Origin of the sequence: Ensifer meliloti (assembly GCF_030064585.1) — a bacterium.
Classification (GTDB): Bacteria; Pseudomonadota; Alphaproteobacteria; order Rhizobiales; family Rhizobiaceae; genus Sinorhizobium; species Sinorhizobium meliloti.
The window spans coordinates 3,070,007-3,084,446 of the sequence record NZ_CP120365.1 but is presented as its reverse complement, the minus strand read 5'-3'; the positions used below and the strand labels follow the sequence as shown (position 1 = coordinate 3,084,446).

Annotated in this window: 16 protein-coding genes; 3 read left to right on the top strand and 13 right to left on the bottom strand. The window is 61.6% G+C overall.

Going from position 1 to position 14,440, the window contains the following annotated elements; genetic code table 11:
• Positions 1–120 precede the first annotated feature (120 nt).
• On the bottom strand, positions 121–285 hold the full coding sequence (locus tag PZL22_RS21695) for a DUF1328 domain-containing protein (RefSeq protein WP_003527150.1): 165 nt from the start codon (positions 283–285) through the stop codon (positions 121–123).
• 710 nt (positions 286–995) lie between these two features.
• Between PZL22_RS21695 and PZL22_RS21690 the strand changes: the two genes are divergently transcribed.
• A complete protein-coding gene (locus tag PZL22_RS21690; protein WP_003527142.1) occupies positions 996–1,244 on the top strand; it encodes a YMGG-like glycine zipper-containing protein in 249 nt (82 codons plus the stop codon).
• A 78-nt stretch (positions 1,245–1,322) separates the two neighbouring features.
• On the opposite strand, the gene PZL22_RS21685 is transcribed toward PZL22_RS21690, so the two are convergent.
• Positions 1,323–1,511, bottom strand: coding sequence for a NepR family anti-sigma factor (locus PZL22_RS21685; protein ID WP_003527140.1), 189 nt, complete (start codon positions 1,509–1,511; stop codon positions 1,323–1,325).
• A 256-nt stretch (positions 1,512–1,767) separates the two neighbouring features.
• Between PZL22_RS21685 and rsiB2 the strand changes: the two genes are divergently transcribed.
• Entirely contained in the window at positions 1,768–2,565 is a 798-nt protein-coding gene (rsiB2, locus tag PZL22_RS21680; RefSeq protein ID WP_003527138.1) for a PhyR-type response regulator RsiB2, read from the top strand.
• Between the two features lie 26 nt (positions 2,566–2,591).
• On the opposite strand, the gene PZL22_RS21675 is transcribed toward rsiB2, so the two are convergent.
• The 9 genes from PZL22_RS21675 to rirA all read right to left on the bottom strand — a co-directional run bounded on the left by PZL22_RS21675 (position 2,592) and on the right by rirA (position 10,799).
• On the bottom strand, positions 2,592–3,722 hold the full coding sequence (locus tag PZL22_RS21675) for an AI-2E family transporter (protein ID WP_003527136.1): 1,131 nt from the start codon (positions 3,720–3,722) through the stop codon (positions 2,592–2,594).
• A 101-nt stretch (positions 3,723–3,823) separates the two neighbouring features.
• Positions 3,824–3,994 (bottom strand): hypothetical protein, encoded by a 171-nt coding sequence (locus PZL22_RS21670; RefSeq protein WP_003527134.1) that lies wholly within the window; start codon positions 3,992–3,994, stop codon positions 3,824–3,826.
• Between the two features lie 152 nt (positions 3,995–4,146).
• On the bottom strand, positions 4,147–4,491 hold the full coding sequence (locus PZL22_RS21665) for a RidA family protein (protein WP_003527133.1): 345 nt from the start codon (positions 4,489–4,491) through the stop codon (positions 4,147–4,149).
• Positions 4,492–4,555: 64 nt separating this feature from the next.
• Entirely contained in the window at positions 4,556–5,383 is an 828-nt protein-coding gene (locus PZL22_RS21660; protein WP_003527132.1) for a dipeptide ABC transporter ATP-binding protein, read from the bottom strand.
• Positions 5,380–6,234 (bottom strand): ABC transporter ATP-binding protein, encoded by an 855-nt coding sequence (locus PZL22_RS21655; protein WP_003527131.1) that lies wholly within the window; start codon positions 6,232–6,234, stop codon positions 5,380–5,382. The genes PZL22_RS21660 and PZL22_RS21655 overlap by 4 nt, the downstream gene beginning before the upstream one ends.
• Position 6,235: 1 nt before the next feature.
• Entirely contained in the window at positions 6,236–7,144 is a 909-nt protein-coding gene (locus PZL22_RS21650; RefSeq protein WP_003527129.1) for an ABC transporter permease subunit, read from the bottom strand.
• Positions 7,145–7,154: 10 nt separating this feature from the next.
• Positions 7,155–8,159 carry an ABC transporter permease subunit gene (locus PZL22_RS21645; protein ID WP_003527127.1) on the bottom strand — a complete coding sequence of 335 codons (1,005 nt, stop codon included), beginning with the start codon at positions 8,157–8,159 and terminating at the stop codon, positions 7,155–7,157.
• 103 nt (positions 8,160–8,262) lie between these two features.
• A complete protein-coding gene (locus tag PZL22_RS21640) occupies positions 8,263–9,858 on the bottom strand; it encodes an ABC transporter substrate-binding protein (RefSeq protein ID WP_003527124.1) in 1,596 nt (531 codons plus the stop codon).
• Positions 9,859–10,334: 476 nt separating this feature from the next.
• Complete coding sequence (gene rirA, locus PZL22_RS21635; RefSeq protein ID WP_003527122.1) at positions 10,335–10,799, bottom strand: iron-responsive transcriptional regulator RirA; 465 nt, start codon at positions 10,797–10,799, stop codon at positions 10,335–10,337.
• Between the two features lie 199 nt (positions 10,800–10,998).
• Between rirA and PZL22_RS21630 the strand changes: the two genes are divergently transcribed.
• Complete coding sequence (locus PZL22_RS21630) at positions 10,999–12,042, top strand: Fe(3+) ABC transporter substrate-binding protein (protein WP_003527120.1); 1,044 nt, start codon at positions 10,999–11,001, stop codon at positions 12,040–12,042.
• Between the two features lie 75 nt (positions 12,043–12,117).
• Here the strand turns inward: PZL22_RS21630 and PZL22_RS21625 are convergent, their stop codons facing one another.
• Positions 12,118–13,170, bottom strand: a complete 1,053-nt coding sequence (locus PZL22_RS21625; RefSeq protein WP_003527118.1) for a M48 family metallopeptidase — start codon at positions 13,168–13,170, stop codon at positions 12,118–12,120.
• Positions 13,160–14,269: a YjgN family protein gene (locus PZL22_RS21620; RefSeq protein WP_284718559.1), complete on the bottom strand. Its 1,110-nt coding sequence runs from the start codon at positions 14,267–14,269 to the stop codon at positions 13,160–13,162. The genes PZL22_RS21625 and PZL22_RS21620 overlap by 11 nt, the downstream gene beginning before the upstream one ends.
• Between the last annotated feature and the right edge of the window lie 171 nt (positions 14,270–14,440).

Genomic DNA, 14,440 nt, shown 5'->3' with positions numbered 1-14,440 from the left:
AGCGAGCCCGGCAGGGCAAGGGAACAGAGCGTCACACCGCAACTGGAAAGGGGTGGAGACGAGAGCTCCACCCCTTATCGTTCGGCACCAATTTGCGGGCGGCAAGCCCCGCCTGGAGGCTCACGTTCGCCGGATGAGACCCGCTACGAGCGAGATCACGAGGAATATGAGGAACAGGAAGAACAGGACCTGCGCAATTCCCGCCGAAGCGCCGGCAATTCCGCCGAAGCCGAGCACACCGGCGATGATCGCGACGATCAGAAACACGAGAGCGTAATAGAGCATCTGCTATCTCCTTGTCTGCGCTACCGAAATCGAAACGCGTGTCGGCTCGCCTTTGTTCCCGGATCGGCCCCGGCTGCGCGGCGCGAGGGTGTTTGCGTGGTTCAGAAAGCATTGATTAACCAAGAGAACCGCAAATAGAACGGAACTTATATTTCCCGTGCAAGCGAGAGGAACCTTCGAAAGGCGCTTGGCGTTGTTCGCATTGAAAGAATTTCCGGGAAGACAATGAAGATACCATCGCGACATATTTGGAAGACCGTAAACGAGGCCGGCCGTTATCAGGCGGATCTGCGCGATCGGAATCTTCATATAGGCAGGACGATGCGCGACCTTCAGCGCCACTCCGAGGAAAAGTACAACAAGCGGATCCAGGCACTGCTTGAAACTCTGGAACGTGCCGAACGCCAGTCGCATAAATGACGATCGCTCCGTGTCCCTCCGGCAACAGGCATGCGCCCTGGCGTCGTGCCGCGCGGAACAAAAGGCGCCAATCGGCGTTTTGGCGACAATAACAAGCGCCGCGGCGGCGGCATCCATGGGAGATGGGAATGCAAGCCTCGGCGGCGCCTGTTGTGATCACCCCTCCAGTGGGGATCGACGCTCAGATGAGCGTCGCAGCGGCTCCAGCCATGGCCTCGGCGCGCATTTCCGCCGAAGACTGTGCTCGGCAACTCCAGCAGTTCTGTATCAACCCTGAATAGGAACGCGTCATGAAGAAGCTACTCGTCGTCGCAAGCCTGATCCTTCCCCTGGCTGCCTGCACGCAAACCGAACGAGGTGCGGCGATCGGCGCTGCCTCCGGCGGTATCATCGGTGGTGCCATATCGAATGATGTCAGGGGAGCTGCGGTAGGCGCCGCTGTCGGCGGTGTCGCCGGAGCCCTTATCGGTCGTGCGAACGAGCCCGGCTATTGCGTCTATCGCGACCGCTACGGCCGCCGCTATACCGCGCGCTGCTGATACGAACGGCCAGCCGAGCCGCGCTCCGGCCGGCTCGGCTCGTTTCGTCGGTGGCCGACTGGCGTGAACGCTGCGACGTTACTCGCGCGGTCGTTCTTCGGCCTCATCCAGACGGTGCAGAAGGTCCAGAAAGTGCTGCGGCACCGGCTCGTTCTCCACCGCCTGGTAGAGCGCCTTCAGCTTCGAAGCGATTTGACCGTGAGGTTGCGTCGTCTCGGCTGGGGCGACCCCCGCTGGCACGGCGCCTTTCTTTGAGGACTTCTTCATCTTCCCGTTCCGTGCGGGCTGCAGTTCCGCGCCATTTCAGATCCGCGGTAACCTGATGTGGCGCTTTTCGTGCCTGTCGGGTTCAGCTTCGGCCAATCCCATCCAAGGCCGCACCAGCCGGTCGCCCAATTCATTTGCCGCGACTGTTTCTCAAGGCTTTCCATAAACCGGAATACGTGCTCAAAACATTTGAGGTATCCTGCTGCGCGCCGTCGGCAAGACAGGAACATATGCATAATAGTTTAGGAAGGTCTAAATGCCACTTTCCACAAGGATTGCGCCCCACCTCCCCTATCTTCGGCGTTACGCCCGTGCCGTCACCGGCTCGCAAGCAGCCGGCGATGCCTATGTCGCTGCCGTGCTCGAAGCGCTGATCGACGATCTCGGGCTTTTTCCAGTCGCGTCGAACGATCGCATCGGTCTTTACAAGCTGTTCTGTTCCCTGTTCGGAAAACTCAAGATCGACCGAACCCAGCTCGCCTCGCCTTTCGCATGGGAGCAGAGGGCGGCTTCCAATCTCTCCCTCATCGCGCCGCCCCAGAGACAGGCATTCCTGCTCGTCGCCCTCGAGGGTTTCTCGACCGGCGAAGCGGCGGAAATCATGGGGCTTGACCAAGGCGCCTTCGGCAAGCTGCTGACCAGCGCCTCGGAGGAGATTTCGCGCCAGATCGCAACCGACGTGATGATCATCGAGGATGAACCTCTCATCGCGTTGGATATCGAGGACATGGTGACGAGCCTCGGTCACCGGGTCACCGGGATCGCCCGCACGCGCCGCGAGGCGCTTGATCTCTATCACCAGACATCGCCGAAAATGGTGCTTGCGGATATCCAGCTGGCCGACGGCAGTTCGGGTATCGACGCGGTCAACGACATCCTGACGCAGGCGGCCGTACCGGTCATCTTCATCACCGCCTTTCCCGAACGGCTGCTGACCGGCAAGAAACCCGAGCCGGCCTTTCTGGTAACCAAACCCTTCAACCCGGAAACCGTGAAGGCGCTGATCAGCCAGGCTCTTTTCTTCGACGAACATGCGCAAGCCGGAGCGAGCTAGATAACCCTTGAAGTCAGCATGAAGGGTCAGCCCGGCAACTGGCGTTCCGGCTGGGGCAGCAGGATCTGCTCGAATATGATCATCGCGATCAGCGACAGCGGAAAGGCGAGGAGCGCCCCGACAGCACCCCACATCCACGTCCAGAAAATGATCGCGACGAAGACCAGAAACGGATTGATATCGAAGCGTTGGCCGAGGATGGCGGGCACCAGCAGATTTTCCATGGCGAGGTGAACGGTGAAGAAGGCGACCGCTGGGGCGATGGCCACGATGAGCGCATCATGCGTCATCAGCCCGCCGACGACCAAAGAGAGGGTCATGAAGGTGACGCCGAGATAGGGAATGAAACTCGAGACGAAGGCGAACAGCCCCCAAAGCGGGGGCATCGCCAGTCCGCCGACCAGCGCAATGACCATGGTTATGAAGCCCAGCGCCAGATAGATCAGGCTGGCGGTCGAGAAATATTGCGTAAGCGCATCCTCGAGGGCGTTCATGACTCGGATCGCGCTCAGGCGACCTTCGCGGCTGGGAAAAGCGAGAATGATCGTGCTGCGCAGCTGAACGCGCCCGAGCAGGAAGAGTACAAGGGCGGCCAGGAAGATCAGGGTCTGCACCAAAGCGGGCGTCAGGCTCGCCGCCGCGCCGCCGATCAGCGGTCCCGCATTCTTGACGATGACGTCGGCAAAAGCCTCTTCTCCGCTGCCGCGGGCAAGCGCTACGTTTACCCATTCGAAGCGCTGCAGATAGGGCAGTATCCGCTCCATGAGGCCTTCGACGAGCCGCGGCGCCTCGCGCGCGACCTCGGTGATCGGCCAGAGGATGGCATTGACCAGGTATGACAGGCCAAGCAGAAAGCATAGCGCCAGCAAAAGGCCGCCGAACATGGGCGGCAGCCCGAACCGCGCCAGTTCATCGGCAGCGCGGCCGAGAACGATGCCGATGACGACGGCGAGCGTGATCGGCAGGAGGATCGCTTCCATCGTATAGACGACTGCCGCGCAGGCGATCACGAACAGGCCGATGACGCTCCAGGCGCCGGCGAGATCGATGTTGTCGCGTTTTCTGGCGACGATCGCCGATGCCTCTGCCAGAGCGATTTCCCTCTCCGCTTCGCGCTTTCGTCGACGCTCGGCCGTCGTCCGCCCGGCTGTGTCCATCGGCACCTACCTCTCAAATGCTCGTGCGGCGAACAGCCCGTTCGCGGATGCAGGACGGAGGTGGCGCACTCCACCGCAGGATGCCCCCCGCGAAGCGTTGCTCAATGTTGCTCAGGCGGGAACAGGTGGAGCGTGGCGGAAAGCAGGCCAAGCCCACCGATGATGATCAGCAATGTGTAGGCCACGTCCTCCGGCGTCCGCGGGAAGAGACCCATGCCAAGTACCAGCACGGCAAGCGCTGACACGACGAGCCGTGGCACCCAGTAGAGCATGTCTCAACCTCCATTGCGGAACGCACCGATAAACGCCGCAACTGCGGAAATCGTTCCTGCGCGACACGCGTGTAAGGACGGCAGCAAAACGCCGCCGGCCCAGGGGCCGACGGCGGGGAAAGTGGAGCGTATATCTGCTTGCGTGAAACGGCTTAGAGAGCTGCCGTCACGATGACTTCGACGAGATATTCCGGGGTTGCGAGTTTCGCTTCGCCGGTCGCGCGGGCCGGCGCGTGGCCCTGAGGCACCCAGGCGTCCCAGACCGAGTTCATCTTGGCGAAGTCCGCCATGTCGGCAAGCCAGACGGTCGCGGAAAGAATGCGCGTCTTGTCCGTGCCTGCGAGCGCCAGCAGACGGTCGACCTCCGCCAGCGCCTGCTTCGTCTGGGTGACGACGTCGTCGCCGGCATTGCCGACCTGGCCGGCGAGATAGACCGTGTTGTTGTAGACCACGGCCTGGCTCATCCGCGGGCCGGTTTCGAAACGCTTGATTTCCATAATCCTCATCCTGGTATTGAGCCGAACAACGGTCTGCCGGCATTTGGGTGATACGTATTTCCGCTCAGGCGGCATTCTTCCGGGCGAGCCGGGCCTTGATGCTGGCAACATCCGCCCGCGGCGTCGCCGCGAACAACGTCTTCGTATAATCGTGCTGCGGGTCGGAGAATACCGCGTCCCGGCTGCCATACTCGACCGCTTCGCCGTAATACATCACCATTACGTCATCGGCGATGTAGCGCACCACCGACAGATCGTGACTGATGAAGACATAGGTGAGCTTGAATTCGTCCTGCAGATCGGCGAGCAGGTTCAGAACCTGCGCCTGTACGGAGAGGTCGAGGGCCGAAACCGGCTCATCCAGAACCAGAAGCTTGGGATTGAGCATCAGCGCACGGGCGATCGCGATGCGCTGCCGCTGGCCGCCGGAGAACATGTGCGGATAGCGATTGTAGTGCTTCTCCTCGAGGCCGACCTTCTTCAACATCGCCATTGCCCGCTCGCGGCGTTCGCCTGCCGGGACCTTGGTGTTGATGATGAGCGGTTCCGCGAGAATATCGCCGATCTTCTGGCGAGGATTGAGGGAGCCGTAAGGGTTCTGAAAGACGATCTGGACCTTGCGGCGCATCTCCGCCGTCAGCCCTTCGCGGGCGATGTCGACCGTCTTGCCGTCGATCAACAGCTCTCCCGCGGTCGCCGGGTCGATGAGCGTGATGATGCGTCCGAGCGTAGACTTGCCGCAGCCGCTTTCGCCCACGATCGCGAGCGTCTTGCCCTCGTCGACCGTGAAGCTTACGCCCTTCAGCGCATGAACGGTGCGCGCCTTGCGGAACAGGTTGCCGGGAATGTGATAGTCACGCACCAGGTTGCGGGCTTCGAGAACATGGGTCATCGAGCAGCTCCCTCGAGCATTTGTTGCTCATTGAAAAGTTCGGAAATCGTCGGCAAGCGGTCTCCCGTCGCATTCTCCGGCAAGGCCGAGAGAAGCGCGCGGGTGTAATTGCTCTTCGGCGACTCGAACAGCGACAGGACATCCGCCTCTTCGATCTTCCGGCCCTTGTACTGCACGATGACGCGATCCGCCGTCTCCGCCACGACGCCCATGTTATGGGTGATCATGATGAGGCCCATGCGGAATTCCTGCTGCAGCTTCATCAGGAGATCGAGAATCTGCTTCTGGATCGTCACGTCCAGTGCGGTTGTCGGCTCGTCTGCGATGAGCAGTTTCGGGTTGCAGGCAAGCGCGATGGCGATCATCACGCGTTGGCACTGCCCGCCCGACATCTGGTGCGGAAAGTGCCCGAGGCGCTCGGCCGGGTCGGGAATGCCTACCGCCTCGAAAAGCTCGATCGCGCGCTTGCGCCGCGCGGCCCGGTCGAGGCCCATATGTATCCGCAGCACTTCCTCGATCTGGAAACCGACGGTGAAGCATGGATTGAGGCTGGCGATGGGCTCCTGAAAGATCATCGCAATGTCCTTGCCGACGATCTTGCGACGGTCGGAGGCCGGCATCTTCAATAGATCCCGTCCGTTGAAGGCGAGCTTGTCCGCGGTCACCTTGGCGGTCCAGGGCAGAAGCCCCATGGCGGCAAGCATGGACACGGATTTGCCGGAGCCCGATTCCCCGACGATCGCCAGGACCTCGCCCTCATGCACTTTGAGCGAGACGCCGTCGACGGCTCGGAACGGCCCGGACGCCGTCTGGAATTCGACGACGAGGTTTTCGATTTCGAGAAGCGCCATGTCAGGACCTCTTCAGCTTGGGGTCTAGAGCGTCGCGCAGGCCGTCGCCCATCAGATTGATTGCCAGAACGGTCACGAGGATAGCGAGGCCTGGAAGCGTCACGACCCACCAGGCACGGAGGATGAATTCGCGTGCTTCCGCCAGCATCGTTCCCCATTCCGGCGTCGGCGGCTGCGCACCCATGCCCAGGAAGCCGAGTGCCGCCGCATCGAGGATCGCGCTCGAAAACGAGAGCGTCGCCTGAACGATGAGCGGCGCCATGCAGTTCGGCAGGATGGTCTTGAACATCAGCCTCGCATGTCCGGCTCCGGCGACCTTCGCCGCCACCACGTAGTCGCGCGTCTTCTCCGTCATCACCGCCGCCCGCGTCAGGCGAACGAAATGCGGCTGGAAAACCAGCGCGATCGCGATCATCGCATTGGTGAGGCCCGGCCCCAGCACCGCCACCAGGACGAGCGCCAGCAGGAGCGACGGGAAGGCCAGGATGATGTCCATGACCCGCATGATGACCGTGTCGATCCACCCGCGGAAATAGCCGGCGATGACGCCGACGAGGATTCCGCCGGTCAGCGACAAAACCGTCACGATGACGCCGACGAAGAGCGAGAAGCGGGTGCCGTAGATGAGACGGGAGAGCATGTCGCGGCCGACGGCGTCGGTGCCGAGCAGGAAAGTCGCGCGGCCGCCTTCCTGCCAGACGGGCGGGAGCAGCACCGCCTCACGGAACTGGATGGTCGGGTTATGGGGTGCCACCAGCGGAGCGAAGATGGCGAGCAGCACCAGGAACAGGAAGAAGAACAGGCCGATGACGGCGCCGCGGTTCTCCGAGAAATAATACCAGAACTCGGCGAGACGCGCCCGGCGCGTCGGATCGGTCGATATGGCGGTTGTTGCGGTAGCTTCGGTCATATCGCTCTCCTCAGTGCCGGATGCGGGGGTTGATCAGGCCGTAGAGCAGATCCACGGCGAGGTTCACCAGCATGATGACCGCGGCTATGATCAGGAGCCCGCCCTGTATGACGGCATAGTCGCGCCGGAAGACCGAATCGACCATCCATTTGCCGATCCCCGGCCAGGAGAAGATCGTCTCCGTCAGGATCGCGCCCGCCAGCATCACACCGATCTGCAGGCCGATGGTGGTGACGACAGGGATCATCGCATTGCGCAGCGCATGAATGCCGACCACACGGAAGGTGGAGAGCCCCTTGGCACGCGCGGTGCGCACATAGTCCTCGGAAAGCACTTCGAGCATTGCCGAGCGGGTCTGGCGCGCGATGACGGCGAGCGGAATGGTGCCGAGAACGATCGTCGGCAGGATGAGGTGATTGAAGGCCGACTGGAAAGCCCCTTCCTGGCCGGACAATAGCGAGTCGACCAGCATGAAGCCGGTGACAGACGGGAAGAAGAACATCAACGAGATACGCCCGGACACCGGCGTCCACTGCAGAATGCCGGAGACGACGATGATCAACAGCAGGCCCCACCAGAAAATCGGCATCGAGAAGCCGATGAGCGCGGTGCCCATGATGATCTGGTCGAAGATGGACCCGCGCTTGACTGCCGCGACGACACCGGCGGGGATGCCGACGACCACCGCGAAGATGATGGCGCAGAGCGACAGCTCGACGGTCGCCGGGAAAAGCTCCATGAACTGATCGATCACCGGCTTCTTGGTGACGATCGACGTGCCGAAATCGCCCTGCAGAACGCCCCAGAGGTAATCCAGGTACTGCATGACGATGGGGCGGTCGAAGCCCAATTGGTGGGAGATCTCGGCGTGCCGCTCCGGCGACATCACCCGTTCGCCGGAAAGCAGCGCCACGGGATCGCCGGGAAGCAGGCGGATGAAGGAAAAGGCGATGATGGAAACCCCGATGAAAGTCGGGATCAGAACTGCCAAACGCCCCAGAAGGAATCGGAACATAGTCAAACCTCATGCCAACCGTGGCCGCATGAGCGGCGCACTGGCAAAAAGGAAGAGGGGCGCTCGCCAGCGGCAAACGCCCCCTTCGGATCATTCGATAAGATTACTCTACAATATCAACGCCGTCGAAAGCAAAGTCGCCGAGCGGGCTCTGCACGAAGCCTTCGACATTCTTGCGCATCGGGACGATGGAGAGCGAGTGGTCGAGCGTCGCCCAGGGGGCTTCGCGCTTGAAGACGACCTGCGCCTCCTCGTAGAGCTTGGTGCGCTCTGCCACGTCGGATGCTTCCTTCGCCTTCGTGACGAGTTCGTCGAACTCCTTGTCGCACCACTGCGCGCGGTTGTTGCCGCCGACAGCGTCGCAACCGAGCAGCGTGTCGAGGAAGTTGTCCGGGTCGCCATTGTCGCCCGTCCAGCCGAGGATGACCGCACCGTCGCGGTCCTTCGCCTTGGACTTCTCGAGATATTCCGCCCATTCGTAGGAGACGATTTCGACCTTGACGCCGACCTTGGCGAAATCGGCCTGCATCAGCTCGGCGGCACGGCGGGCGTTCAGCATGTAGGGACGCGCGACCGGCATCGCCCAGACCTTCATCGAAAGGTCCTTGACGCCGGCATCCTCGAGCATCTTCTTCGCCGCTTCCGGATCGTAGGTGTCGTCTTCGATGTGTTCGTTATAGGACCACATCGTCGGCGGGATCGGGTTGGTCGCCGGCGTGGCCTGGCCCTGGAAGACGGCGTCGACGATCGCCTGCTTGTTGATCGCCTTGTTCAGCGCCTTGCGCACTTCGACCTTGTCGAAGGGCGGCTGCGTCGTGTTGTAGGCGAGATAGGCGACGTTGAGGCCGGCCTGCTCCATCACCTTGAGGTTGGGATCGGCCTTCATGGCTTCCACATCGGCCGCATTCGGATAGGGCATCAGGTGGCATTCGCCGGCCTGCAGCTTCTGGAAGCGAACGGCCGCATCCGTGGTGATCGCGAAGACCAGATCGTCGATCTTCTGTTTTCCGCCCCAGAAGTCCGGATGAGCCTTGTAGCGGATGACCGCGTCCTGCTGGTAGCCGACGAAGGCGAAAGGACCGGTGCCGAGCGGCATCTGGTTGAGCTGGTTCATCTTGCCTTCGGCCTGCAGCTTGTCGGCATATTCCTTCGACATGATCGATGCGAAGGGCATGGCAAGATTGGCGAGGAACGGCGCTTCCTTGCGCTTCAGCTTGATCTTGACCGTCATGTCGTCGACTTTCTCGACCGACTCGAGCAGTTCCGGCAGGCCCATGCCCGCGAAATATTCCCAGGAACCGCCGGTTACGTAGCCGTGCCACGGATGGTCGGACTTCCACTGGCGCTCGATCGAGAAGATCACATCATCGGCGTTCAGTTCGCGGGTGGGCGTGAAGAACTCGGTCGTCTGGAACTTGACGCCGGGACGCAGCTTGAAAGTATATTCGAGACCGTCGTCGGAAATCGTCCAGCTTTCGGCGAGCCCGGGCTCGGTCTCCGTCGTGCCCTTCTTGAACTCGAGAAGACGGCTGTAAACGGTATGCGCGGCAGCGTCGAACGTGGTGCCGGCCGTATAGAGGCCCGGGTCAAAGCCTTCCGGCGACCCTTCCGAGCAGAAGACGAAAGTTTTCGACCAGGCAGTGCCGGCCATCAGCGTGGCAATCGCCGTCGCTGCCAAGAGAGTAGTGAGCTTTTTCATGAGCTTGCTTCCCAGATTTGTTTTTGTTCTCGCAATTTATCTGACGCGGCATGACGTTTACACCCGGTCAAGGCCGGATGGAACGACATTTGGCGTCGCAATGCAATAAGTCGCTTTGGAATTTTGTCTATGCGAAAAATTCTTCCGCAAATAGAACGTGCGGAACTATCCCCGACTTTCGCCGACAACCGCGGTTCCGGGGCAAGCAGCCCGACTCGCGAACCCTGAAGGGGAATGCAGATAAACTCTAAGCTGTGCTGTCGAAGGGAAGCATTCGACCTCGAAAGTGCTCACCACCGTTCGAGGTTCTGAGTTCGCCCGCCGGAAGCACGAGCCGCCGAGGCAACTGGAAGCAGCAGGTCGCGGGTGAGCTCCGCCACCAGCATGCGTGCCGCGGCATGCGTGGCTTTCCGCCCGCTCTCACGCTGCTTCAAGGCGGAGCTTCTAGGCCCGCAAGCTCGCAGACGCGAGTGAATTCAGGCGGCCGAGGTCTGCGGGCGCACCGGCTCTTCCAGGCCCAGGAGGAAGTTGATCTGCGGCCGGGCCTTGACCAGGTCGTCGATCGTGTATCCCTGAAGTACTTCGAAAAAGGCGTTCAGCGCCTTGCGCAGCGCGGCATTGAGGCCACAGCTGTCCACCAGCGGGCAGTCGATCTCGCCCGCCTCGAAGCATTCCGCCATGGCGAAACTGTCTTCCGTCACCTTCACGACGTCGAAAAGAGTGATCTCCGACGCCGGTCTCGGCAGGCGGACTCCGCCGTTGCGGCCGCGTACCGTCTCGACCAGGCCGGCTCTCGTGAGCGGCTGCAGGATCTTGAAAAGGAACAGTTCGGAAACGCCGTAAGCCCTGGCAATCTCGGGAATGCGGCTGAGCTTCTCGCCGTTCGCAGCGCAGTACATCAACATGCGTACCGCGTAGTTGGTTTGCTTCGTCAGACGCATTTTTTGCTCCGGATCCGATAAATTCGTGCCTCATCATATAGGACGGATCGTAGTTTGGAACAATTCCAAAAAGTGGAAAAGTTCACGAAGGTTATCTCTTCACCGTTTCGCTTGTTGACTGGCGCGCCTGCTGGCGGCAGAAATACGAGAAATATGATTGACTAAGTTAAGTTTAAAACACGAAAAAGGAGAGAACACCATGAATATTTCAAAAGCGCTGATCGGTGCGCTGTCCGCGGCGGCGACATTTCTTGCCTCGACGGCGCCTGTCCGCGCCGATGGGGAGGTCAACATCTACTCCTACCGGCAGCCGGACCTCATTCAGCCGCTATTGGACGCCTTCACCAAGAAGACGGGCATCACGACCAACGTGCTCTTCCTCGACAAGGGTCTCGTCGAGCGCATTCAGGCCGAAGGCGCGAACTCTCCCGCCGACGTAATCCTGACCGTGGATATCAGCCGCCTGACCGAGGCCAAGGATGCGGGCGTGACGCAACCGGTCGCCAACGAGACCATCAACAAGGACATCCCCGACCATTTCCGCGATCCGGACGGCAACTGGTTCGGCCTGACGACGCGCGGCCGCGTCGTCTATGCCTCGAAGGAGCGCGTCGCACAGGACGACATCACCTATGAGGAGCTCGCCGACCCGAAGTGGAAGGGCAAGATCTGCACCCGCGACGGCCAGCACTCCTACAATGTCGGCCTGTTCGCCTCCATGATCGCCCACCACGGCGAAGCCGAAGCGGAAAAGTGGCTCACGGGCCTCAGGAACAATCTTGCCAAGAAGCCGGACGGCGGCGACCGCGACCAGGCCAAGGCAATCTTCGCCGGGGAGTGCGACCTGGCGCTCGGCAACAGCTACTATGTCGGCCTGATGATCACCAACGAGAAGGAGCCCGAACAGAAGGAATGGGCCTCGGCGATCAAGGTTCTGTTCCCGAACACGAAGGACCGGGGCACCCATGTGAACATCTCCGGCATGGCGCTCGCCAAGAACGCGCCGAACAAGGAGAATGCCCTGAAGCTCATGGAATTCCTGTCCGAAGGCGAAGCGCAGAAGATCTATGCCGAGCAGGTCTTCGAATATCCGGTGCTGCCGGGCGCAGAACCATCGGAAGTCGTCAAGTCCTTCGGTGAGATCAAGCCCGACACGCTGCCGCTCGCCGAAATCGCGGCAAACCGCAAGAAGGCCTCGGAACTCGTCGACAAGGTCGGCTACAACGACGGCCCGCAGGATTGACGGGAACCCGCCGGATAGGTGCGACGACGGCGGGCGAATGCCCGCCGTTTTCGTCCGTGCCGGCGGAAGTGCTCCCTATTTCCGTTCGTGGCCGATCCAGTCCAGGATCGCCTTGCGCCGCTCCGGCCTCGAGGGATGCGTCGAAAAGATGCTCGTTCCACCTTTATCGTCGAGCTTCGTTTCCAGGAGTTCGAAGAAACGGGCGATCGCTGCCGGATCGAAACCCGCCTTCATCATCAGTTCGACCGAGTGCCTGTCCGCTTCGGCCTCTGCCGAGCGTGAGTAGGAAAGCGCGAGGAGGCCGCCGCCCTGCACCAGCACGTCCTCGGCTCCCGATCCGATATCGCCGGCGACCAGCATGAGGAGGGCAGTGATGCCGGCGGCACGATAGATCTGTCGAAGGCTGTGCTTGTGCGCGACATGGCCGATCTCATGGGCCAGCACGCCGAGGATCATCTCGGTATCTTCGCCCGCGAGTTCCACGAGTTCGTCGGTAAGGATCAGTGTTCCGTCAGGCAAGGCGAAGGCGTTCGGACCGAGCGCGCCGCCTCCGCGGAAGTGGAGCGTATAGCCCGCCTCTCCCCGTGCGGATTGCGACGCGACGCGGCGGAACCCTTCCACGATCCTGTTGCGCCTCGCCTCGTCGAGCTTCGACTTGTCCAGCAGGGTCCGGTCCATCGTCTCCAGGGCGCTCGCCGACATGATCTGCGGCACGACCGGCGGCGTGACGGCGATGGCAACCTCCACCAGCAAGGGCAGTGCCGAGCGATAAATCAGCGCGCCAAGCAGGATCGCGGCAGCGACGAAGGCGATCAGCCGCGGATGGAAGCGCTCCAGCCGGTGGATCGCTCCCTCGCGTGCGCGACCTTTCCCGGTTAGGAACCGGTCGACCGCGTCATTGTCGGCAGTCTCGAACAGCGATCCGTCCGGAAAGGTGACCCGGCGCGGAATGCGGCCTACCCGGGACGATATCTCGATCGAGTGCAGGCTGCCGCCCGCAAGCTCGCCGCCGCTTTCTCCGTCGACGACAAGGCGCCCTGCTCTCTCGACGAGGCTTGCGGGAACCGAGCGGCTCGATCCCGGAGGATGCCACTCGCCTGAAGCGATCGTCGTGCCGTCAGAAGCCAAAGTCGAATCCTTCTATATCCATGAATTCGGCACCGACCGCCGAGCCCTCCTGCGCAATCTGCGACAAGAGTTCGCCGACATCTCCTTCGAATCGCACGCCCGTATGCTCGTTCACGTAGCGCGCCATCCTCACTGCCGCCCAGGGCCGCATCAGGCCGAGCGTAACAAGGGTAACGATCAGGTTTGAGACGGCGATCCAGGTATAGCGCAGGCGCGACAGGTCGCTCAACAGCCGATGCCTGCCGTCGAAAGAGGTGGCGGACCAGGCGACGTTGCGCATGCCGGCGCGGTATATCAGCGCCGCCAGGCCGAAGATCGAAAGGACAAGGACGGAACCGAGCACGGTCAGCAGGGTGGCCAACGCCTCGAGCCCGACCGTCGGGGCTTCGGCCCCCTCCTCCAGGGCGCCGACCAGTTCCACGCCGAGAAAAACGAAGAAGCCGCCGATCAGCATACCCAGCACCAGGACCGCGGCCGGGGCCACCCAGGTTCTGTAGAGCCGACCAAGAGGGGGATCGGTCGAAAACGGCTTCTGACCATAGCGCAGATTGTTGCCGACATAGCGGTAGGACCAGCGGCTGGCGAGCGGCGCCAAAATGCCGAGGGTCAAGGCCGCCAAGACCGGACCGATGATAAAAGCAAGGAACGCCCCGCCGGCGCCGCCGACGAAGTCGAAGCGCACGTTGCGGTAGCTCGTCACCCTTGCGCTGAAGCGCAGCCCCCGCGCGACGAGCCAGGGTACGAAGAAAAGCATCAGGACGCCGAGACCGATGCCGACGAGCGGCACGAATGTGAGCATGATGTTGTAGAGGACCAGATAGGCGAACACGATCAGGCGGCCGATGAGGATCTGCTCGCCACTCGCGTGATACTCGAACCCGCGCCCGAGCAGGATGGTGTTGCCGTAGAAATAACGATTGCGGCGGACCTTCGCCCAGGCCGAATAGATGCCGAGCGTTATGATCGACAAAAGGATATTGACGATCCAATATTCCCTGCCGCTTCCCGTGAAGGATAGGCGCTGGATATCCCCTTCAGCCGCGCGTCCGAAGCTGCGCTCGCCGGCATTTTGTGCCGGCAACGACTCTGCCATTGTCATGGTGCCCCTACAAACCAATGCCTGCCGCCTCACCGGCAGGTGCCGCTTGAATATTCGACGGCCATCCCCCATCGACCATCTGCTAGAGCACTTAGGTAACGGTTTTCCGTCCCGAAGTGCGTATCTGACGAAGGATGCGAATCTGCGATTCGCATCGAGCACAACTGACGA